The sequence below is a fragment of the Sulfurihydrogenibium sp. genome, from assembly GCF_028276765.1.
Lineage (GTDB): Bacteria > Aquificota > Aquificia > Aquificales > Hydrogenothermaceae > Sulfurihydrogenibium.
This window is the reverse complement of record NZ_JAPYVU010000033.1, coordinates 1-20,898: the sequence shown is the minus strand read 5'-3', so window position 1 is coordinate 20,898 and position 20,898 is coordinate 1. Positions and strand designations below refer to the sequence as shown.

General features: G+C 30.0%; 20 protein-coding genes and 2 pseudogenes. 15 read left to right on the top strand and 7 right to left on the bottom strand.

The window, feature by feature from the left end:
- The 13 genes and pseudogenes from Q0929_RS08975 to asnB all read left to right on the top strand — a co-directional run.
- Positions 1-110: pseudogene (locus Q0929_RS08975) on the top strand (IS110 family transposase); the annotation flags it as partial.
- A 119-nt stretch (positions 111-229) separates the two neighbouring features.
- Positions 230-463, top strand: coding sequence for a DUF2281 domain-containing protein (locus Q0929_RS06350; RefSeq protein WP_299238976.1), 234 nt, complete (start codon positions 230-232; stop codon positions 461-463).
- 171 nt (positions 464-634) lie between these two features.
- Positions 635-1,348 (top strand): Wzz/FepE/Etk N-terminal domain-containing protein, encoded by a 714-nt coding sequence (locus Q0929_RS06345; protein ID WP_299238974.1) that lies wholly within the window; start codon positions 635-637, stop codon positions 1,346-1,348.
- A gap of 33 nt (positions 1,349-1,381) precedes the next feature.
- Entirely contained in the window at positions 1,382-2,689 is a 1,308-nt protein-coding gene (locus Q0929_RS06340; protein WP_299238972.1) for a nucleotide sugar dehydrogenase, read from the top strand.
- Positions 2,690-2,701: 12 nt separating this feature from the next.
- The gene (locus Q0929_RS06335) at positions 2,702-3,661 is read left to right on the top strand and encodes a Gfo/Idh/MocA family oxidoreductase (protein ID WP_299238970.1); all 960 of its coding nucleotides are present in this window, start codon (positions 2,702-2,704) and stop codon (positions 3,659-3,661) included.
- Positions 3,662-3,664: 3 nt separating this feature from the next.
- Positions 3,665-4,270 carry an acyltransferase gene (locus Q0929_RS06330; RefSeq protein ID WP_299238968.1) on the top strand — a complete coding sequence of 202 codons (606 nt, stop codon included), beginning with the start codon at positions 3,665-3,667 and terminating at the stop codon, positions 4,268-4,270.
- Between the two features lie 15 nt (positions 4,271-4,285).
- Positions 4,286-4,504, top strand: coding sequence for a hypothetical protein (locus Q0929_RS06325; RefSeq protein WP_299238966.1), 219 nt, complete (start codon positions 4,286-4,288; stop codon positions 4,502-4,504).
- On the top strand, positions 4,494-6,071 hold the full coding sequence (locus Q0929_RS06320) for a DegT/DnrJ/EryC1/StrS family aminotransferase (RefSeq protein ID WP_299238964.1): 1,578 nt from the start codon (positions 4,494-4,496) through the stop codon (positions 6,069-6,071). Before Q0929_RS06325 ends, Q0929_RS06320 begins: the two co-directional genes overlap by 11 nt.
- A 13-nt stretch (positions 6,072-6,084) precedes the next feature.
- Positions 6,085-7,146, top strand: coding sequence for a UDP-N-acetylglucosamine 2-epimerase (non-hydrolyzing) (gene wecB / locus Q0929_RS06315; RefSeq protein WP_299238962.1), 1,062 nt, complete (start codon positions 6,085-6,087; stop codon positions 7,144-7,146).
- A 12-nt stretch (positions 7,147-7,158) separates the two neighbouring features.
- Complete coding sequence (locus Q0929_RS06310; RefSeq protein ID WP_299238960.1) at positions 7,159-8,406, top strand: hypothetical protein; 1,248 nt, start codon at positions 7,159-7,161, stop codon at positions 8,404-8,406.
- Between the two features lie 505 nt (positions 8,407-8,911).
- Positions 8,912-9,670: a hypothetical protein gene (locus Q0929_RS06305; protein ID WP_299238958.1), complete on the top strand. Its 759-nt coding sequence runs from the start codon at positions 8,912-8,914 to the stop codon at positions 9,668-9,670.
- A complete protein-coding gene (locus tag Q0929_RS06300; RefSeq protein ID WP_299238956.1) occupies positions 9,657-10,763 on the top strand; it encodes a glycosyltransferase family 4 protein in 1,107 nt (368 codons plus the stop codon). The genes Q0929_RS06305 and Q0929_RS06300 overlap by 14 nt, the downstream gene beginning before the upstream one ends.
- Positions 10,751-12,727: an asparagine synthase (glutamine-hydrolyzing) gene (gene asnB, locus Q0929_RS06295; RefSeq protein WP_299238954.1), complete on the top strand. Its 1,977-nt coding sequence runs from the start codon at positions 10,751-10,753 to the stop codon at positions 12,725-12,727. Before Q0929_RS06300 ends, asnB begins: the two co-directional genes overlap by 13 nt.
- A 110-nt stretch (positions 12,728-12,837) precedes the next feature.
- On the opposite strand, the gene Q0929_RS06290 is transcribed toward asnB, so the two are convergent.
- Both Q0929_RS06290 and Q0929_RS06285 read right to left on the bottom strand, forming a co-directional pair.
- Positions 12,838-14,034, bottom strand: coding sequence for a DDE-type integrase/transposase/recombinase (locus tag Q0929_RS06290; RefSeq protein WP_299238952.1), 1,197 nt, complete (start codon positions 14,032-14,034; stop codon positions 12,838-12,840).
- Positions 14,035-14,132: 98 nt separating this feature from the next.
- Positions 14,133-14,293 (bottom strand): annotated as a pseudogene (locus Q0929_RS06285) (IS5/IS1182 family transposase); the annotation flags it as partial.
- A 366-nt stretch (positions 14,294-14,659) separates the two neighbouring features.
- On the opposite strand from Q0929_RS06285, the gene Q0929_RS06280 reads away from it, so the two are divergent.
- Entirely contained in the window at positions 14,660-15,022 is a 363-nt protein-coding gene (locus Q0929_RS06280) for a hypothetical protein (protein ID WP_299238951.1), read from the top strand.
- Positions 15,019-15,801, top strand: coding sequence for a glycosyltransferase family 2 protein (locus Q0929_RS06275; protein ID WP_299238949.1), 783 nt, complete (start codon positions 15,019-15,021; stop codon positions 15,799-15,801). Before Q0929_RS06280 ends, Q0929_RS06275 begins: the two co-directional genes overlap by 4 nt.
- A gap of 338 nt (positions 15,802-16,139) precedes the next feature.
- Here Q0929_RS06275 and Q0929_RS06270 read toward each other — a convergent pair whose 3' ends face one another.
- The 5 genes from Q0929_RS06270 to Q0929_RS06250 form a co-directional block, all read right to left on the bottom strand.
- Positions 16,140-17,240: a glycosyltransferase gene (locus Q0929_RS06270; protein ID WP_299238947.1), complete on the bottom strand. Its 1,101-nt coding sequence runs from the start codon at positions 17,238-17,240 to the stop codon at positions 16,140-16,142.
- Between the two features lie 594 nt (positions 17,241-17,834).
- The gene (gene nrdR, locus Q0929_RS06265) at positions 17,835-18,305 is read right to left on the bottom strand and encodes a transcriptional regulator NrdR (RefSeq protein WP_299238946.1); all 471 of its coding nucleotides are present in this window, start codon (positions 18,303-18,305) and stop codon (positions 17,835-17,837) included.
- Positions 18,302-19,588 (bottom strand): glutamate-1-semialdehyde 2,1-aminomutase, encoded by a 1,287-nt coding sequence (gene hemL / locus Q0929_RS06260; protein ID WP_299238944.1) that lies wholly within the window; start codon positions 19,586-19,588, stop codon positions 18,302-18,304. The genes nrdR and hemL overlap by 4 nt, the downstream gene beginning before the upstream one ends.
- A gap of 157 nt (positions 19,589-19,745) precedes the next feature.
- On the bottom strand, positions 19,746-20,477 hold the full coding sequence (gene fetB / locus Q0929_RS06255) for an iron export ABC transporter permease subunit FetB (protein WP_299238942.1): 732 nt from the start codon (positions 20,475-20,477) through the stop codon (positions 19,746-19,748).
- Between the two features lie 12 nt (positions 20,478-20,489).
- On the bottom strand, positions 20,490-20,801 hold the full coding sequence (locus Q0929_RS06250; protein ID WP_299238940.1) for a DUF815 domain-containing protein: 312 nt from the start codon (positions 20,799-20,801) through the stop codon (positions 20,490-20,492).
- Between the last annotated feature and the right edge of the window lie 97 nt (positions 20,802-20,898).

The window sequence follows — 20,898 nt, the reverse complement described above, 5'->3', positions numbered from 1 at the left end:
AAGGTAAAGCTAAAAAGTTAGCATTAGTGGCTGTAGCACATAAGTTATTAAGGCAGGCATATGGTGTATTAAGGAATAGAAAACCATTTGATGAAAATTTTTGTACTTGACATTTAACATAGAACATTCTGAGCGAAGCGAAGAATCTCGTCCTTGCCCTTTTATTGAAATTTTTTATTTAAAGATATAAAATGAACAGAAAGTATATTTAAAATCAGAGGTAAAAATCATGCAAGAGGCTAAAAAATTAGAGGTTATTATAAAAGAATTGCCAGAAGATTTAAGAAAAGAAGTTGAAGATTTTACATTATTTTTGTTAGAAAAAAGAAAAAGAGAGGAAGCAGAAAAGAAAAAACCAACTCTTTCATGGGCATGCGGGCTATCTGAATTTAAAGATAAATATACTTCTGTTGAATTACAGCATAAAGCCTTAGAATGGATGACTGAAAAAGCTCAATTTTGATTTTTACGATGCTTATCAGTATATAGTGGCAGAAAAGTTTGGTTTAACCATTGTAAGCTTTGATTCTGACTTTGATAAAACATATCTTGGCAGAAAGACACCAAATGATTTGATATAAGACAACATGTTTATGATAAAATAATAATTAAAAAATACTTTGAGAGGTTGAAAATGGAGCAAAACAATGCATGTAGTGATGAAATTGATTTATTTGAACTGTTTCAGAAACTCTATGAACAAAGATGGACAATACTTGGAATTACTGCATTAACTACTGTATTAGCTATTTTAGTTTCAATATTTATGCCAAAGGCTTATAAAGCAGAAGCTATGGTTGAGGTTCCAATAATTCAAGGTTCAAAAGTTATTGATATATCAGAAATTCAGGAAAGTATTAAAGTTTATAAAAAAGATGACACTTTGAAAGATATACTAAAAAATATTAAAGTTTTTCCTGTAAAAAACTCTCAAAATATGGCTAAGATAGAAGTAGAAGGTGCATCTCCACAGATGGCTAAAGAAAATCTTGAGAAAATCTTAGAGATAATTAATAAAAAATTATTCACGCAAAAAATAGAAGAGCTTAATAAAAAATATACAATCAGAGTAAATTCTATAAATCAAACTATTTCTGAGACTAACTCAAGGAATGATATAATCTATGATCCTTCTAAATTTGCTGATTTATTAACAGAAAAAGAGCAAATTCAAAAATGGTTGCAAGACCCAAAGTTTGTAATTTTAGCAACTGAAATTCAGACATCTTCAGAACCAGTCAGACCAAAACCATTACTTTATACATTAATAGGATTCATAACAGGAATATTCTTAGGTATATTTGTTGCACTTGTTAGAGAGGCTATTAAAAGTAGAAAGGTTAATTAAAGTATAAAAATTTATAAATTTCAGGGAGGAGAAATGAGTAATCATTTAGAATTAAAGGAGAAAATTCAGAAGAAAGAAGCAAAAGTTGGTATTATAGGGATGGGTTATGTGGGATTACCACTTGCCATTAGATTTGGCGAAGTTGGCTTTAAGGTTTATGGATTTGATATAGATGAAAGTAAAATTGAAAAATTGAAAGCTGGAGAAAGTTACATAAAACATATAGACAGTTCAAATATAAAAAGAGTTTCTCAAAATTTTTATCCAACATCTGATTTCTCAAAACTATCAGAAGTTGATGCGATAATTATCTGCGTTCCAACACCGTTAAACAAATACCATGAACCGGATATGACGTATGTATTTAGTACAGGAGAAACTATAGCAAAATATCTAAAAAAAGGACAGCTTGTCGTTCTTGAATCAACAACATATCCTGGCACCACTGATGAGGACCTGAAAGCCATATTGGAAAAATCCGGGCTTAAAGCAGGAGAAGATTTTTACCTTGCTTTTTCTCCGGAGAGAGAAGACCCAGGGAACAAAGAATTTGATATATCAAGAATTCCTAAAGTTGTAGGTGGATATTCTCCAAAATGTTTAGAAGTTGCAACCGAACTTTACAGTAATATAACCCAAAAGGTGGTACCTGTATCTTCAACAAAAGTTGCAGAAGCGGCAAAAATATTAGAAAATACATATAGAGCTGTAAATATAGCACTTGTCAATGAATTAAAGTTGTTATTTGATAGAATGGGAATAGACATATGGGAAGTTATTGAAGCTGCTAAGACAAAACCATTTGGATTTCAAGCCTTTTATCCAGGACCAGGTTTAGGCGGTCATTGTATCCCTGTAGACCCATTTTATCTAACATGGAAAGCCAAAGAATACGAATTTCATACAAGATTTATAGAACTTGCGGGAGAAATAAACACAAGTATGCCTTACTATGTAGTTAACAAAACAATGGAAGCTTTAAATAATATTGGAAAATCAATTAAAGGAGCTAAGATACTTATTCTTGGTGCAGCTTATAAAAAAGATGTAGATGACCTAAGAGAATCTCCTTCACTTAAAATAATAACCTTACTTCAAGATAAAGGAGCCATAGTTGACTATAATGATCCATATATCCCAGAAATACCGCCATTGAGAAAGTACAGCTTAAAAATGCATTCTGTTGAATTAACAGAAGAAAACTTGAAATCGTATGATGCTTTAGTGATAGTTACAGACCATTCAGTTTATGACCCTGAATTCATTTTAAAAAATGCTAATCTAATTATTGACACCAGAAATCTTATTAAAGCAAAAGACCCTAAGGTTATAAAAGCATAATTGGAGGAAAAAATGAAAAAAAATTTTGTATTGATGGGAGCAAGTGGCTATATTGCACCAAGACATATGAAAGCCATTAAAGAAACCAATAATGAATTAGTAGCCGCATACGACCCTTATGATGGTATTGGAATAATAGATAGCTATTTTCCAAATGCGTATTTTTTTACAGAATTTGAACTTTTCTTTAACTTTATAAACGAGTTTAACAAAAACCAAGAAAAGATTGATTACGTTAGTATCGCAACACCAAATTATCTCCATGAACCGCATATAAAGTTTGCGCTGTTAAACGACGCTGACGCAATTTGTGAAAAACCTTTAGTTTTATATCCAGAACAAATAGACCATCTTAAAAAAATAGAAAATGAAACCGGTAGAAAGGTTTATACGATACTGCAGTTAAGACTTCATGAATCAATTTTGGCTTTGAAACAAAAAATAGAGAAGGAACTACAGGAAAATCCAAATAAAGTGTATGATATAGATTTAGTTTATCTAACAAGCAGGGGAAGATGGTTTTTTGTATCCTGGAAAGGGGATGAGAAAAAAAGCGGGGGGTTAGCTACAAATATTGGTATACACTTTTTTGATATGCTATCTTGGATTTTTGGTCCAGTTGAAGAAAATATAGTTCACATTAAACAGCCTGATGTTAATGCAGGATATTTAAAATTAAAAAATGCAAGGGTAAGATGGTTTTTATCTGTAAATTATGAATATATTCCAGATAATGTTAAAGCACTTGGAAAAAGAACGTTTAGAAGCATAACTGTAAATGGTGAAGAGTTTGAGTTTAGCGAAGGTTTTACTGAATTGCATACTAAATCGTACGAAGATATCTTAAATAAAGGTGGTTTCGGACTTGATGATGCTAAAAATTCAATAGTGATTGTTTCTGACATTAGGAATGCAACACCCATAGGCTTAAAAGGGGATTACCATCCATTTTGTAAAAAGGTTAGGAGTTAGCGTATGGAAGTATTTATACATCCGTCTTCATATGTTGATGAAGGTGTAGAAATAGGTAGTGGAACAAAGATTTGGCATTTTTCACATATACTAAAAGGGAGTAAAATTGGCGAAAATTGCATAATAGGTCAAAATGTTATGATAGGTCCGGACGTTTCTATTGGAAATAGATGTAAAATTCAAAATAATGTTTCTATTTACAAAGGTGTTGAATTAGAAGATGATGTGTTTTGTGGACCATCCTGTGTTTTTACTAATGTGGTTAATCCGAGAGCTTTCATAGAAAGAAAGCAAGAATTTAAAAAAACCTTAGTAAAAAAAGGTGCGACCATTGGAGCAAATGCAACCATTGTATGCGGAACAACTATTGGAAAATATGCTTTAATAGGTGCTGGGTCTGTAATTACAAAAGATGTTCCAGATTATGGATTGGTTTATGGAAATCCAGGAAGGTTGATGGGCTATGTTTGTAAGTGTGGAACAGTTTTAGTTAATAAAGGTGTCGTAAAAGGGAAAGTTTTAGAAGATAGTAAACTATCTTGTGAATACTGCGGAAGTATATATTTTTATGACAAAAAAGACTTTTATCCAATCAATGAAAAGATATAAAAGAGGTGATGCTCTATGAAATTAAAAGCAATCAGAGTTAAAGATGGTTTTTTGATACCCTTAACTGACCACTTAAAAGACAAAAAAGAAATAACAGTAGAAGTTTACGAAGAACCTTTAAAAACAGAATTTATTGATTTTTTGTATAAAATTTACAAGGGCAAAGATAATATTTCTAATTTTTCTGATGATGAGATGTTAGAAATAAGCTTAAAGGAAAAATATGGATTATAAAATAATATGGGATAACAATGTAATCTTAGATTTACTTTTATTAAGAACAAAAGATAATCCTTATATTTTTGAAATTGAAAAATATGTATCAGATTACAAAATACCAATTTATCTATCTTCATCACAACTTCATAACCTAAAATTTATTTTTTCTAAACATTTAAAGGGTGCAAATATAAACGTAAATGTTAATGTTATCTTAAGAAAGTTTGTAGAAACTCATAATGTTAGAGTTTTAAAAACACCATCTTATGATATTATAGACAAATGGTATTCAGACTTTGATATAGAAGATGAGCTTATAAGATTGACGGCAGAAACTTTTGATTTATATGTCTTAACAAGAGATGAAAAATTTTTAGAAACTGTTAAAGATAAAGGAGTTCATCCAAAAGATTTTATTTCTTTTATTTCAAACAGTACTGAAAATCAAAAAATCAGTATGCTTGACCTAACTCGGGAAACTTTGTATATCTATCATAAAATAGAAAAAAATATGGATAAAGTAATAAAGGAATCTAATTTTATTCTTGGTCCTGAAGTAAAACAACTTGAAGAGAAAGCTGCAAGATATCTTGGGGTAAAGCATTGCATAGGGTGTTCTTCTGGCACAGATGCTTTGGTTTTATCACTAAGGGCATTAGCCATCAAATTAAAAGGGAAAGAGTATTTTGATAAAACTGATGAAATCATAACAACACCTTTTACATTTACAGCAACTGGAGACGCAATTTTAAGAGCTGGCGCAACGCCAGTATTTATCGATATTGATTTAGATACTTACACTATAGATACAGAGAAAATAAAAGAATATTTAAGAACAAGTAAAAACGTTGCAGGAATTATACCCGTACATCTTTATGGTCATCCGGCTAATATGGATGAAATCATGCAAATAGCAAAAGAGTATAATCTTTTTGTAGTTGAAGATGTGGCACAAGCATTTGGCGGAATGTGGGATAATAAAAAGCTCGGATCTATCGGAACAACAGGATGCTTTAGCTTTTTCCCTTCAAAGAACCTTGGTGGATTTGGCGATGGTGGTATGGTTTCTACTAACGATGATGAGCTTGCTGAAATAATTAGAATGCTTATAAAACATGGTGGTAAAGATAAATATAACGTTGACCATATAGGATACAACGCAAGACTTGATACTCTTCAAGCTGCGATAATTTTAGCTAAATTTGATATCATAGATGATTTTAATGAGAAAAGAAGAAAGATAGCAAAAATATATACAGAAGGTTTAAAAGAAATAAAATGGTTAAAAACTCCGATTGAAAAAGAAAAAGCATATCATGTATTCCATCAATACACAATTTTATTAACAGGTAAAAACCGAGAAGAGATTCAAGAAAGACTTAAGCAACAAGGCATATCAACCATGGTTTATTATCCTTATCCACTTCATAAAATGAAGGTGTTTATAAACAATGGTATGAAGGTTTATGGAAGTTTACAAAACAGCGAGTATGCAGCTAAGAATGTTTTGAGTTTACCTATTGAGCCATTATACGATGAAAAGATTATTTATAACGTTATTGAGAAACTAAGGGAGATGTGAGAGGTTTTGATAAATGAAAATTTTAACAGTAGTAGGAGCAAGACCACAGTTTATAAAGCTTGCACCATTATCAAAGATCCTAAGAGAAAATGGGATAAATGAGATTATAGTTCATACTGGTCAGCATTATGACGAAAACATGAATGACTTGTTTTTTAAAGAGCTTGAAATACCTGAGCCAGACTATAATCTTGGCATCGGTTCAGGCAGTCATGGAGAACAAACTGGAAGAATGTTAGTTGAAATAGAAAAAATTATATTAAAAGAAAATCCAGATTTGGTCATTGTTTATGGAGATACAAACTCTACTTTGGCTGGTGCGTTAGCAGCATCCAAATTGCATGTAAAATTAGCTCATGTGGAGGCTGGATTAAGAAGCTTTAATAAAAGAATGCCTGAGGAGATAAACAGAGTTTTGACTGACCATGTTTCAGATATTCTTTTTTGTCCAACTCAAACTGCAGTAGAGAATTTAAAAAATGAAGGAATTACGAATGGTGTTTATCTTGTTGGTGATGTAATGTTTGACGCTTTACTACATTTTTCTAAAATTAGCGATATAAAGAGTAATATTTTGGAAAGGTTAAATATAAAACCAAAAGAATATTATCTTGCCACTATCCATAGAGCTGAAAATACGGATAATTATGAAAGACTTAAAAATATTTTAACTGCATTTTCCAAGCTGGATGAGATGGTTGTATTTCCTATCCATCCAAGGACAAGAAAAATGATAAACTATTATGGACTAGATGATTTGCTTGAAAATAATAATGTCAAAGTAATAGACCCTGTTGGCTATCTTGATATGTTAAAATTAGAAAAGAATGCTAAAGCAATATTAACAGATTCTGGCGGGGTTCAAAAAGAAGCGTTTTGGTTAAAAGTTCCATGCATTACTTTAAGAGATGAAACTGAGTGGATAGAGACTGTCAATCTTGGTTGGAATAGATTGGTTGGTAGTAATGTTGAAAAAATATTAGAAGCGGTAAGAGATTTAAAGTTCGGTACTGATGTGGATTTTGATAATGATTTTTCAGCTAAGAAAATGTATGAGATAATTAAAAAATTTTAGGAAAATTAAAGTATGAGAAAAGATTATATCCTCACTTTTATAACTGAAATTACAACTATAGGAAGTGGCTTATTGGTTTATAAATTAGCAGTTGATATTTTAGGAAACGAAGGTTTTTCAGAATATGTTTTAGTTAGAAGGATAATCTCCTTCCTATGGTCCGCTTTAATTTTAGGAATGGGTGTTGCAATTCCAAGGTATATTGGATATTCTTATCCTAATTTTAGAAAAGCAAATACCTATTTTATTGCCGGTTTTACAATTCTTTTTTTTGTTGTATTGATTTTTTCTTTATTAATAAATCTTTTTCCGAAAAATGTTGCATTTTTGCTTTTTGGAGATAGTAAATATTATTATCTTATATTTCCAATTAATATTATGTTAATAGGTTTAATATTTCATTCTCTCTGTTATATTTATTTTTTAGGAAATTTATCAATGATTAAAGCCAATTTTCTACAACTCATAAATATAGGAATAGTTCCGCTTTTGGCCTTCTTTTTAACAGATAATTTAAAAGAAATAATTTTACTAAATGGTTTGACTGTAATTTTGGTATCTTTTATTTTTTTGGCAAGCATTGCGAAAAGCATTACATTTGAGAGAAATGAAATATATACAAACATAAAGGAATTAATGGTTTATGGAACCCGACGGGCTCCTGGTGATTTTGGATTGTCTGGATTATTCTCAATACCTTCAACTATTGTTGCTCATGTATCAGGAGTTACTGTTGCTGGATATGTAGCATTTGGAACATCCCTGCTAAGTATTATTGGAGCTGGTTTTAAACCTTTGGATCTAATACTTTTACCGAAAGCAAGTCGATTAGTAGCCAATAATGATTTTAAAATTTTAAAAACCTATATAATAAAAATCTTAAAAATAACTTTTATATTAACAGTTTTAGGAATTGTTTTTTTTGAAATATTTGCAGATGAAATAATTCTAATTTATTTAGGCACTCTAAATTCTGATCTTTTAATAATTACAAGAATAATCATTATTGCAAGTGTAGGCTATACTATATATGTAATAATAAGAAGCATTATTGATGCGTATTATGTTGAAGCAATAAACACAAAAAATATCTTTATAAGTCTTGTATTTTTTTTATCAACTTCCTTTGTAATGATTTTATTAAAAAAGAGCTACATATTTTTTGTGATAAATTTTGTTATTTCTATTATTTTACTTGGTATTTTAACTTTAATAGAAGTAAAGAGGTTATTAAATAAGGATGAATTTAAAATTTATTAATTCTCTTTTGTATATAGGACTCTACAGTTTTTCGCTATATGTTTTTACAAATTTTATATGCCCTGTATATTCTTATGAAGGATATAATTTATATATGAATTATGGCAAAATGCTCACTTCAATTTTCGTTATAATTTTTATCAGTCTTATTTTACCTTCAAAAATTAAGAAAGTATCCGATTTTCTCCTTCATATTCATTTCATTTTTCCTATATTGTTTATGTTAGTATTATATTCTGCCGAAAATCTTAGCTCTTACTACATGTTTATGACAATTTTTTGTTTTCTTATAATTTATGCTTTAGTTAGCATTAGACTTCCATTTAGAGATATAAGGATTATAAGGATTATTAAAATCAACATGAAATGGTTAATTAGAATAATTTTTTTACTATCTTTTGCTTTTCTAATTATTTTAATAGTAACTCATAAACAATATTTTAATCTTGACATTACAAAAGTGTATATGTATAGATTTCTATTAATTGAAATGGAAGAAGGATGGATGGCATATTTGATCCATTCAATTTTTCCAATTTTATTAAGCTTTCTATATACATATTCTTTAGTGTATAAAAAAATATTTTTGCTTATAATAGCTCTGGTATTTTTTGTTTTGAATTTTGCCTTTACATCCCACAAACAATATCTCTTTTTACCATTTTTTATCCTTGGTGTATTTTTGATATTAAAAAGCAGGTTTCCTATTCAAAGAATTATAACAGGATTAATCTTATTAATTGCATTTGCTGTTTTTATTGATTATCTTTGGTTAGAAGTTTGGGCAAAGGCATTAATAATAAATAGATTCTTATTTGTTCCTGCCCAATTAAATTTTTTTTATTACGATTTTTTCTCACAAAATCCTAAAACATTCTGGACTGATAGTAAATGGCTGTTAATAGGTAAAATCATCGATTATCCATATTCTTTACCATTACCAATGGTTATAGGTAATGCATATTTTAACGACCCAAAAATAATTGCTAATACAGGCTGGATAGGTTCTGGTTACGCTCATGCGGGTTTTTTTGGAATGATGATTTATGCAATAGTTATAGGGTTTATATTTAAATTTCTTGATTATAAAGCAAAAATACTGAATAAAAATTTTATAATAATTAGTTTTTCACCGTTTATAATTTCTTTGCTTCTTTCTATAGATCTAAAAACAGTATTTTTATCTAACGGATTGTTTGTATACATGATAATGCTTACAATGTTAAAACCGGATAAGGGAGCTATGGAAAATGAAAATAACTAAAATCTGTCATCTTACTTCAGTTCACTATAGATATGATACAAGAATATTTCTTAAAGAGTGTAAAACTCTTTCCGATGCTGGTTTTGATACTAACTTAATAGTTGCAGATGGTAAGGGAGATGAAGTTATCGACAGAATTAAAATCTATGATGTCGGAAAACCAATAAATAGAAAAGAAAGGATGCTTAAGACAACAAAAAAGGTTTTTAAAAAAGCTTTAGAAATTAATGCTGAAATTTATCATTTTCATGATCCAGAACTTATACCTATTGGAATAAAGTTAAAAAAACTTGGTAAAAAAGTTATTTATGATGTTCATGAAGACGTACCAAGAGATATATTAAGTAAGTCTTATTTAAATAAATTTTCAAAACTATTGCTTTCAAAAATTATTGAAATCTACGAAAATTATGCTGCAAAAAAGTTTGATTACATAATAACTGCTACACCTTATATAAGGAACAGATTTAAAAAGCTAAATCCAAATACTATTGATATTAATAATTTCCCTCTGTTAAATGAGTTTTATTCTATAGATTTGAAAAATAACAAAGAAAATGCTGTTTGTTATATTGGCAATATAACCAAAATAAGAGGTATTGTAGAACTCATTAAATCATTAGAATACGTTGATGTGACTTTGTATCTAGCTGGCGAATTCGAAAGTGAAGATTTAAAAAAGGAGGTAATGCAATTAATGGGATGGAAGAAAGTTAAGTATTATGGTTATGCACGTAGAGAAAAAGTTAGAGAAATCTTAACAAGTGTTAATGCTGGTATAGTTACTTTCCTACCAGAACCTAACCATATTAACGCAATGCCAAATAAACTCTTTGAATACATGTCAGCATCCTTACCTGTAGTTGCATCAAATTTTTCTTTATGGAAAGAAATAGTTGAAAAAAATAACTGTGGTATTTGCGTTGATCCAGCTAAACCAGAAGAAATAGCTAAAGCAGTTGAATACTTGATGACTCATCCCGATGAAGCCAGAGAGATGGGAAAAAATGGAAGAAAGGCGGTTTTAGAAAAATACAATTGGGAAAAAGAAAGTGAAAAACTATTGGAGGTCTATAAAAAGTGTGTGGAATAATAGGAATAGTTTCCAATAAAGGATTAACATCAAATATTTTTAAGAATGCTTTAAATAAACTTAAACATCGTGGGCCAGACGATGAAGGTTATCTTTTATATAATGGGAAAGATATTTTACAATGTAGTGGTTCTGATACTGTAGAACCTTTAAAACAGCAATTTATACCGATTGAAGAAATTTCCAATTTTAAACCATTTTTATTCCTTGGTCATAGACGTCTTTCTATTATTGATCTTTCTCCCGCTGGACATCAACCAATGGAATACAATGGTGATAATCTATGGATTGTGTATAATGGTGAAATTTATAACTATAAGGAGTTAAGAAAAGAATTAGAAAGAGATGGCTATAAATTTAAAACTAATACAGATACAGAGATAATCCTTGCATCTTACCTAAAATGGGGATATGAATGTTTAAATAAATTTAATGGAATGTGGGCATTCTGTATATGGGATAAGAGAAAAAATGTTTTATTTTGTGCAAGAGATCGGTTTGGCGTAAAGCCTTTCTATTATTATTTTGATGGAGATAGTTTTGCATTTGCTTCTGAGATAAAAGCATTGATTGATTTACCATTTATTAATACAGTACCAAATGGCGAAGCTATTATTCCATATTTATATTTTGGACTCCATGATTTTGGAGAACAAACATTTTTTCAGGGAATAAAACAACTTTTACCAGGCCATTTTTTAATATTTGACATAGATACAAAAAGTATAGAATTAAATAAATATTATGAAATAAAATTTAACCCAGAGTTAGGAAAATATGATAATAAAAAAGCAAAAGAGTATAGTGAAGAATTTTTTAATTTATTTAAAGATGCAGTAAGATTAAGATTAAGAAGTGACGTATCTGTGGGTACAAGCTTATCAGGAGGATTAGACTCTTCTTCAATAATTTGTATAATGTCTTATTTATTAAAAACAGAACCAGAATACCAAAAAGTTACAGGTAAAAAAATTAAATCTTTTACTGCGGATTTTCATAATTTTCAACTTAGCGAAAAAAAGTATGTTGATGAGATATTATTACATTGCGATAATATAGAAGGATACTTTACTTATCCTAATGCAGACATGCTTAAGAAAGACCTAAATGATTTAATTTATCATCAAGAAGAACCTTTTACATCACTCTCAGTTTATGCTCAGTACTGTGTAATGAAGCTTGCACAAAGCCACGATGTAAAGGTACTCCTTGATGGTCAAGGTGGAGATGAACTATTAGCAGGATATGTTCATAAACACGTTCCATTATTTTTTGCCAACCATATTTCTCAAGGGAGAATTTTGGACTTATTGAAGAATAAAGATTTCTTGAATATTAGTTATCTAATAAGAACTTTTTTTATCTTTTTACCGAAGACTATTCAATATAACTACCTTATTTCAGCAAACACACATTATTTTAGACCACCTCCAAAGAATATAAAAGATATTTTGATAGACTTTGTAAGCAAAGAATATTCAAGATCTTCCTTAAATGAGAATTTAATTTATGAAATCAAGACAGGATTATTAAAGCTATTGAGATATGAAGACCGCAACTCCATGGCTTTTAATATAGAGACAAGATTACCTTTTCTTGATTATAGAGTTGTAGAATTTCTGATGAATCTTCCAGCTTCTTATAAAATTCATAACGGATACAGTAAATGGTTGTTAAGATTATCAATGGACGGTATACTTCCAGAAGGGATTAAGATGAGAAAAGATAAAATAGGTTTCGCAATTCCTCAAAAAGAATTTCTTGAAAATTTATCTGAATTATTTAAGAAAGAATTATTAAATGATGAGTCTATATTAAATTTCTTGAAGGAGTATATTGATGTAAATAGAATAAAATGTGATTATGAAAAACTTATTAAACAGGAACAATTCACAAGAAAAGGAATATTATGGAGAATATACAACTTGGGCATTTGGTGGAAACAATTTTTTAAGAAAAATTAGAATTTTTGGGTAATTCATAAACAATATACTTTACCCTTTTAGTAATAAGTATAGAGATTTTCTTTATCGCAGTATGGAGTTTGAATATTATTATTTAGAAAAAGAGTTGATTAAACACATGGAAAAAATACCATCTTACATCGGGTCGTTGTATATATAAAACAGAAAATGTCTTTACTTGTCAAGACCATTGTATAAGTCATACCGGTTTGGGAAAATTCCGATTTTCTTGAATTTATAATATCACAAAAGTATTGTAAAGGTGATTTTTTGTTTAAACTATGATGAGGTCTTTCTGTGTTATACCATAACATATATTGCAGCATCTTTTTATTAAACTCATGAATATCTTCTAATTCGTAATCTTCGTAGTACATGATAAATTCATCCTGTAATGTCCTATTCATTCTCTCTACATATGCTTGTCCTTTTGGATATCTTGGATAGTTAAAATAATGTTTTATATCTTTTTTCTTTAATGCTTTGGTAAACTCACCTAAGAATTCACTTCCGTTATCTGTCTGTATACCTTTTATCTCAAATGGCATTACGTTTATTAATTTCTCTAAAAAGTCTTTTGCATTTTTACTATTTAGCCTGTCATATGCAAAAGTAAAGGACATTCTTGTTTTTACATCTTTGGCTACAAAGATATAAACTTTTCTACCATTTACATATTCATGCTTAGTATCTATTTGTACCAATTCTCCTGGTTTTGTTGGTTTTTTGTCTTTATATCTATCTTTCTTTGTTTTCTTTTTATCTTCTTTCACCATTAGCTTTCCGGTTCTTCCGTTAATTGTGATTCTTTGCCTGGCGTACTCATGATTTAATTTATTTTCATCTTTAAGCATTTTTATTATATTTCCAATTGAACTTACAGATATCGTAGGAATATTGTGCTGCTTACAAAGCTCATCAAGTAAAACCTTTATTTTTTCTTTTCCAAGTTTAGGATGCTTTTTTCTTATTTCTAAAACTAACTGTTTATGTTTTTCTGTTATTTTTTGTAATTTTTCTAATTTCATTCCTTTTTTTGATACATAATGATTTTTAAGAGATAAAGGATTGTTATTACTGCTTTCATACTCTTTAATCCATCTGTATATAGTAGATTTTGATACACCAAAAGCTTCCACTGCAACCTTTACTGAATGCTTTAAAGCAAATTCTACAACTTGTAATCTAAAGATTATTTCTGGATGTTTTTCCATAACATCATCCAATTCTTTTACTTGCTTTAAAAGCTTTCTTTCAAGTGTATTAATTCTCTGAATGTAGGTAGATGTTCCTATTTTCTTTCTCATCTTTATCTCCCGATTTTTATGATTTTAAATTCTTATATTATATTTTCCCATGTTTCTTTTAGCTTATACAGACCATGTAGAGACTTTCCAAAAATTAAAAAACTTTTCCTCAAAATTAAGACTGACAAGATTAACAAAATATATAAGTTAAAATCATGTAGAAATTCCAAATAATAGCCCAAGCAATAGCTAACTTCTTAGCTATATCTTCTCTTTTAACTTTAAACACTGAATTTGCTTTATTTTTTATATTACCAAATGAATTTTATATTACATTTGAATTTCTGACCCATAGGTATTTTAAAAATCAAGTATAATATTATTAGGAATCCTGTTAAAGGAAAAGCTTCAAGAAAAACAAAAGAAATAGGAGGTAGAATATGACACTAAAAAGAATTTTTTTAATGATGTTTGCTCTGATTTTTGTTACTAAGAATTTTTATGTAATTAATAAGGATTTCATAATTGGCTTTTGTTCCTATCCTAAAAACATTATATCTAGCTGATAATGGTACAGATTACAATAGGAAGTAAAAACTTAATCATATATAAAAGTCATGTTTGAAATATTAAGCGCTATCAACAAAAAATATTTGTTAACGATTATCCCCCAGGTAGAGGCAAATTGCTTGAAGTTTTTAGTCAAACTTCAGACTATTTAATAGTTGGATTATATCCTATACCGGAAAAACAACCAGAAGAAGTTTATAAAGTGATCAAAGAAACTGTGGAAACCTATAAAAAACCAGTAATAGCCTTGATTCAGACTTTTGGCAAATATCAGTATCCTTCTTATAACAGAAATGAGATAACAGGTCGTCCACCTTCTCTAACAGAAATAGAGCAAATGGTAAATTTAGCTATCAAAGCTGGTGCAAGTGGAATTGTTTTTTATTCTTTATTTTGCATTGAAAAGCTACCAGATGGAAAGGAACGACTAGAATTTATTAAAAAGTTAGCAGAGAATTTGAAAAAGGGTGATAAATGAGTAAAAAAGATTTGGTATCAGTCATTATGCCAAATTATAATAGAGCAAAATATATTTCGGAAGCTATTGAATCGGTTATTTCTCAAACATATCCTATTTGGGAATTAATGATTATTGATGACTGTTCAACAGATAATTCTGTAAATATAATTGAAGAATATGTTGCAAAAGACGAACGCATTAAGCTAATTAGATTACCTAAAAATAGCGGGCCTGCTATCGCAAGGAATACAGGAATAGAGGTTGCAAGTGGACGATATATTGCTTTTTTAGACAGCGATGATGTATGGCTGCCTTATAAATTGGAAAAGCAAGTCAAATTTATGAGAGAGAATAATCTTTCTCTGGTTTATTCAGCCTATTACATAATTGATAAGTACGGTTTTGTAAAAGGAATTAGAAATATAAAAGAAAAAATTAGCTATAAAGACTTATTAAAAACAAATTGGATTGGAAATCTTACAGGAATTTATGATGCTCAAAAACTCGGCAAAGTTTTTATGGAAAATGTTGGGCATGAAGATTATGTTTTATGGTTAAGCATACTTAAGAGGATTGATTATGCTTTCGGTATAAATGAACCCTTAGCTAAATATCGGGTCTTGCCTAATTCGTATTCAAGTAATAAATTTAAATCTATTAAATCAATGTGGAATATTTATAGAAGTATAGAACGTTTGGATTTACTGCATAGCATTTATTATTTGGGGAACTATATCTATTATGGAATAAAGAAAAGGTTTAGGGAATTGCCGTTATTGATAGATCGAGATTTATAAGAAACAAGAATACGCTAGAGTGAATTACTCGTCTTAATGGAAGTGCGCAGTTTCTTACTTCAATGTGTAATATCTTTTTAGGTGTCTTGTAAGAGATATATCATCCATCAGAACACGCTCCACAGGTTTAAATTCGGACTATTCCACCCTTACTATTATTATTGACTTGGTTATAATCAATAGTTATTCAATGATTATTACTATAAAACCAACTTCTCTTTTTATAAGTAGATTTAGAATTCATTATCAAATTGCGAAAGATGAGGATTTCTTGATAGATTGTTGTTAAAGTAAAGGCTAAAAAACTCCTGATTTGACCTTAATAATGAAAGTATTTCTTAAGTATTCCATTTAAAAATCTTCAATAAATAAAGCATAACTTTGGGCACCTTAAATTTAACTATCCTAAAATACAGCCATGTATAAAATACCATAAACAAAACAGAAAAGAAAGCTAAAAAGATAACATTATCATAAAACAAAACTGCAGGAATAGCACATATAAGCTCTAAAAACCACAAATAAGGAGACGTGAGTGAATTTAATATGATATCTTGATATTTATTAAACAGAGCCGGTCTAACAACTCTTTTATGTATAAGCATATGAAAATGAACTGGGTCTGGTTCGAAAGGAGAAGATCCTCTTAAATATTTTTTTCTAATCATTGAAAAAATTGTTTCATAAATTGGATACATTAATAGCAATAACGGAAACCATGCTGATACTTCCTTATGTCCTTCAACAAGCATAACACCTACTAGTCCTGCTAAAAATCCAATTAGATAAGCTCCTCCATCTCCAAGAAAAATCTTGCCATAAGGAAAATTCCACACAAAAAAACCAATTAAAGCACCTATAATGGTTAAGCATACATTAAAAAGAAAAACATCTCCAACCAAATAAGAAACATAAGCATATGCAGAAAATATGATTATAGCCACGCCAGAAGCAAGCCCGTTAAAACCATCAATGATATTTACAGCATTGGAAACACCAGCTAAAGCAAAAGCAGTAAAAATGACTGAAAAGAGAGTAAATTCAGAGAGTAAATAGTCTAATCCTGGTAAGTCAACTCTTGTTAAATGCATGTCTATTAAAAAGTATACCAATATTCCGGATACAAAGGCAGCAATCAGCCTTTCTTTTGGACCAACCTTTCTTGTAAAATCTTCTAAAATTCCGCCCAAAAATACAGGAGTAGAAGCTATTAAAAACTTAAAATAATAGTTTGCAATATCTGTATTTAATCTATAAACTAAAATCCCACTTAACCATAAAGAAATGTATATTGGCAAACCACCAATCCTTATAGCCTTCCAAGAATGGAACTTTTGAACCCCTGTATCATGGTCTAACCCTATCTTATTAGAATTTAGTTTTAAAATAAGAAATGTTAAAAAACCTGTTATTAAGAAGCTATATATTAGATAAATCATTTAATTTTCCCTCAAAGTTAAAATCTTAAAGTATATATAAAATTTTTACAATTTAACGTAGCGATATTACATAAAATTATAACTCAAAAAAACTTAAATATTGGAACTTGAAACCAATTAGCATTAAAATCCTTAGGATAACGGAAAGAACTTGTTTAACAAAAACATAATAGCAAGTAAATGTCTTTTATGAAAACAATTCTAATCTATTAATCTATTAATATAATGTCAATATATACCTTGGGGTGAGAAATTAGCGGTTTTTATAGAATTTAAAAAGAGATCCTTCGGACTTCGTCCTCAGGATGACGAAGAAAACTTGATAATCATATACTTGACTAGGGCAACCCTATTCGTCATTCTGAACGAAGAATCTCATGCTTTTAATGAATTTCTCACCCGACGTATCTTTTAATATAATGTCAATATATTAAAGAGGCAAAAATAAATCAAAGAGAAATTATAAAATAGCTACAGATAATTTAGTCAATTTCAATTTGAAACTGTTTCAAAAATCAACGTTATCATCCTGCGGCCGGCAAAAAATTTCTGCTCTTTTTTTCTCACTTATTCATTGTATGAGCAATTCATGAATTATCTTTTGTATCTAAATTCTTTTTTTTCAAAGCTTTTTATAAATTCTTCAAAATCTTTAATGTCTTCAAATCCATCAAATACAGATACAAATCTGAGATAAGACACGGGGTCTAACTCTTTGAGTTTATTCTTGACCAAATCTCCGATTTCTGCAGAACTAACTTTTAATTTTCCTTCATCAAGAAGATATTTTTCTATGTCGTCTGCTATCTGCTTGATCTGCTCTTGTGTAATTGGTCTGTTTTTGGATGCAAGCAGTATTCCTCTGATGATTTTTTCTTTATTAAATGGTTCTACTGTGTTATTTTTCTTGATAACTTCTATATGCTCTTCTTCGATTCTTTCGTAGGTTGTAAATCTGTATCCACAGTTTAGACATTCTCTTCTTCTTTTTATAACAACGCCTTCTTTAGATTGTCTTGTTTCTAAAACCTTATCATTGAGACTTCCGCATTTAGGACACTTCATGATAGTTGCTTAAAGCATTCATAAGCTTTATTTAATGTATCTTCTAAATCTCTTTGGCTATGTGCTGTGCTTAAGAAAAAGGCTTCAAATTGTGATGCAGGTAAGTATATTCCTTTTTCAAGCATACAACGGAAGAATTTTGCAAACTTTTTTGTGTCAGAGGTTTTAGCCGTCGCGAAATCTACAACTTCTCTATCTGTGAAAAATACGGTTATCATAGACCCAACTCTGTTAACTACAACCGGGACTCCTGTTTCCTGGGAGATTTTTTTAAATCCTTCTTCTAAAAATCTTCCTTTTTCATCGAGCTCTTGGTATGGATTTAGTTGTTTTAAAAGCTGGAGCTGTGTTAAACCTGCTGCCATTGCTAATGGGTTTCCAGACAGAGTTCCAGCTTGATATACAGGTCCAACCGGTGCTACATACTCCATGATTTCTCTTTTTCCACCGTAAGCACCAACAGGCAATCCACCACCTATTACTTTTCCAAAAGTGGTTAAATCCGGGTCTATATTGTAAAGTTCTTGAGCTCCACCGTATGAGAGTCTAAATCCTGTCATGACTTCGTCAAAAATAAGCAAAGTCCCGTATTTTCTTGTAATCTCTCTCAGTTTTTGATGGTATTCTTTAGATGGAGCTACAACTCCCATATTTCCAGCTACCGGCTCAATGATTACACAGGCAATATCCTCTCCAAATTTTTCAAATGCTTCTTCAACGGCTTCTATATTATTGTATGGTAAAACTATTGTTAAACTTGCCAATTCTTCCGGTATTCCGGGAGTTCCGGGTATTCCAAGAGTTGTCACGCCTGAACCGGCAGAAACTAATAAACTATCTCCATGTCCATGATAGCATCCGTCAAATTTTATTATTTTCTTTCTTTTTGTGTAACCTCTTGCAAGTCTGATTGCACTCATCGTAGCTTCTGTTCCGGAGTTTACAAATCTTACCATCTCGACAGATTTAACAGCATCTATCACAGCTTTAGCCATCTCTACTTCAAGCTCAGTTGGCGCTCCAAGGCTTGTTCCATAGTTAGAAATCTGCTTTATTGCGTTTATAACCTGGTCGTGAGCATGCCCTAAAATCAACGGTCCCCAAGATAAGACATAATCTATATATTCATTGTCATCAACATCCCAAATTCTACACCCTTTTCCTTTTTTTATGAAAATCGGTTCTGCTTCAACAGCTTTAAAAGCTCTAACAGGAGAATTTACACCACCAACCAAGTACTTTTGTGCTTCTTGAAAAAGCTCCTTAGATTTTTGAGTGTTCATCAAATCCTCCACATAGGAAAAAGTTAGAAAATATTATAACTTAAGATCGTCATTTCGCAGCTGAGCAAAATGGTGCACGTGCTTTTTGAAACAGCCTCAGAGTCTCACTCTACCACCTTATTTAAAAGAGAAAATCATTTACTTCGTTGTATATTAATCACAATGACCATAGTATCTTTTTATAAGATAAATTTGTTGCAAAATAAGAAGTAAAAACCGCAACGCTTAGCATACTATACATAATTACAAGCTGGAAAAATACAGCATGTAGCGGGTCAGCTCCGGCTAATACCATACCCGCTGTGATGCCCGGTATCCATATGATGCCAAGAGTTTTAAGATTGTTTAAGATAGGTATCATTGCTGCTTTAATAGAGTTTCTAATCTGAATTTTTTCTGCTTCTTTTAAAGATGCACCAACAACAAGAAAAGCTTCTATCAAATCTAAATTATTTTTAACATCGTTTCTAAATCTTTCTATTGTTTGAGTGTAAGCATTCAGAGCATTGCCTATAATCATTCCACCGATTGGAACAATCTCATTGGCTTTTAGCTGTAAAACTCCAAACAAAACTAAGATTCCTATAATTATAAATGAAGACAGAAATATTGATAAAAACGCAATTTTATAACCATCGTAAATTTTAACTGCCCTCTGTGCTGTAAATGTTGCAAATAATATCATAAAAAATAATATTAAAGTCAGCTTAAACGGATTAGAAAGCTTTAGAATGTATATTAAAGCATAGCCAAGTATCAAAAGTTGAAAAAAGGCTCTAATGCTGCTAATTAATACATCTTTTTCTAACCCTATCTTCTCTTTGTAGATGATGTACATTGAAATCAGTACAAGAGCATAAGAGAGAAAGAATTTATACTCAATATTCAATCTACAAACTCCCTACAGACTCTTTATAAAGTTTAATGCTGTTCTTCCGCTATAAGTTCCATATTCTGTTGCATAGGCTAATGCTTTTTCTATCAGCAATTTTTCATCTATGTTAATGTTGTAAATGGTGGCATAATGTTTTACTGTTTTTATAAAATTTTCTTTGTCGAATCTAAAAAATCCAAGTCTTAAACCAAACCTATCTACAAGAGATAGTTTTTCTTCCAATATATCTGATTGTCTTGTGTACTGACTATCTTCTCTATCTGAAAATTTAATAGGAATTAGATTTTTCTTATACGTCGGGTGAGAAATTACCTCCATAGTTTACTTTTTCTAAAAAAGCTATAACCAATAGCATATGCATATAGATAAGCAACAAAAGTCTTAACCTTTCTCCATCTACTTATAAGATTGAAAT

Bases quoted from the DNA above. Each gene is read 5' to 3' on its own strand.
- Q0929_RS06275 (WP_299238949.1), top strand. From the start codon at position 15,019: ATGAGTAAAAAAGATTTGGTATCAGTCATTATGCCAAATTATAATAGA.
- Q0929_RS06290 (WP_299238952.1), bottom strand. From the start codon at position 14,034: ATGAGAAAGAAAATAGGAACATCTACCTACATTCAGAGAATTAATACA.
- wecB (WP_299238962.1), top strand. From the start codon at position 6,085: ATGAAAATTTTAACAGTAGTAGGAGCAAGACCACAGTTTATAAAGCTT.
- hemL (WP_299238944.1), bottom strand. From the start codon at position 19,588: ATGAACACTCAAAAATCTAAGGAGCTTTTTCAAGAAGCACAAAAGTAC.
- Q0929_RS06310 (WP_299238960.1), top strand. From the start codon at position 7,159: ATGAGAAAAGATTATATCCTCACTTTTATAACTGAAATTACAACTATA.
- Q0929_RS06340 (WP_299238972.1), top strand. From the start codon at position 1,382: ATGAGTAATCATTTAGAATTAAAGGAGAAAATTCAGAAGAAAGAAGCA.
- Q0929_RS06250 (WP_299238940.1), bottom strand. From the start codon at position 20,801: ATGGAGGTAATTTCTCACCCGACGTATAAGAAAAATCTAATTCCTATT.
- Q0929_RS06305 (WP_299238958.1), top strand. From the start codon at position 8,912: ATGGCATATTTGATCCATTCAATTTTTCCAATTTTATTAAGCTTTCTA.
- Q0929_RS06345 (WP_299238974.1), top strand. From the start codon at position 635: ATGGAGCAAAACAATGCATGTAGTGATGAAATTGATTTATTTGAACTG.
- Q0929_RS06335 (WP_299238970.1), top strand. From the start codon at position 2,702: ATGAAAAAAAATTTTGTATTGATGGGAGCAAGTGGCTATATTGCACCA.
- Q0929_RS06325 (WP_299238966.1), top strand. From the start codon at position 4,286: ATGAAATTAAAAGCAATCAGAGTTAAAGATGGTTTTTTGATACCCTTA.
- Q0929_RS06350 (WP_299238976.1), top strand. From the start codon at position 230: ATGCAAGAGGCTAAAAAATTAGAGGTTATTATAAAAGAATTGCCAGAA.
- Q0929_RS06320 (WP_299238964.1), top strand. From the start codon at position 4,494: ATGGATTATAAAATAATATGGGATAACAATGTAATCTTAGATTTACTT.
- nrdR (WP_299238946.1), bottom strand. From the start codon at position 18,305: ATGAAGTGTCCTAAATGCGGAAGTCTCAATGATAAGGTTTTAGAAACA.
- Q0929_RS06330 (WP_299238968.1), top strand. From the start codon at position 3,665: ATGGAAGTATTTATACATCCGTCTTCATATGTTGATGAAGGTGTAGAA.
- Q0929_RS06270 (WP_299238947.1), bottom strand. From the start codon at position 17,240: ATGATTTATCTAATATATAGCTTCTTAATAACAGGTTTTTTAACATTT.
- Q0929_RS06300 (WP_299238956.1), top strand. From the start codon at position 9,657: ATGAAAATAACTAAAATCTGTCATCTTACTTCAGTTCACTATAGATAT.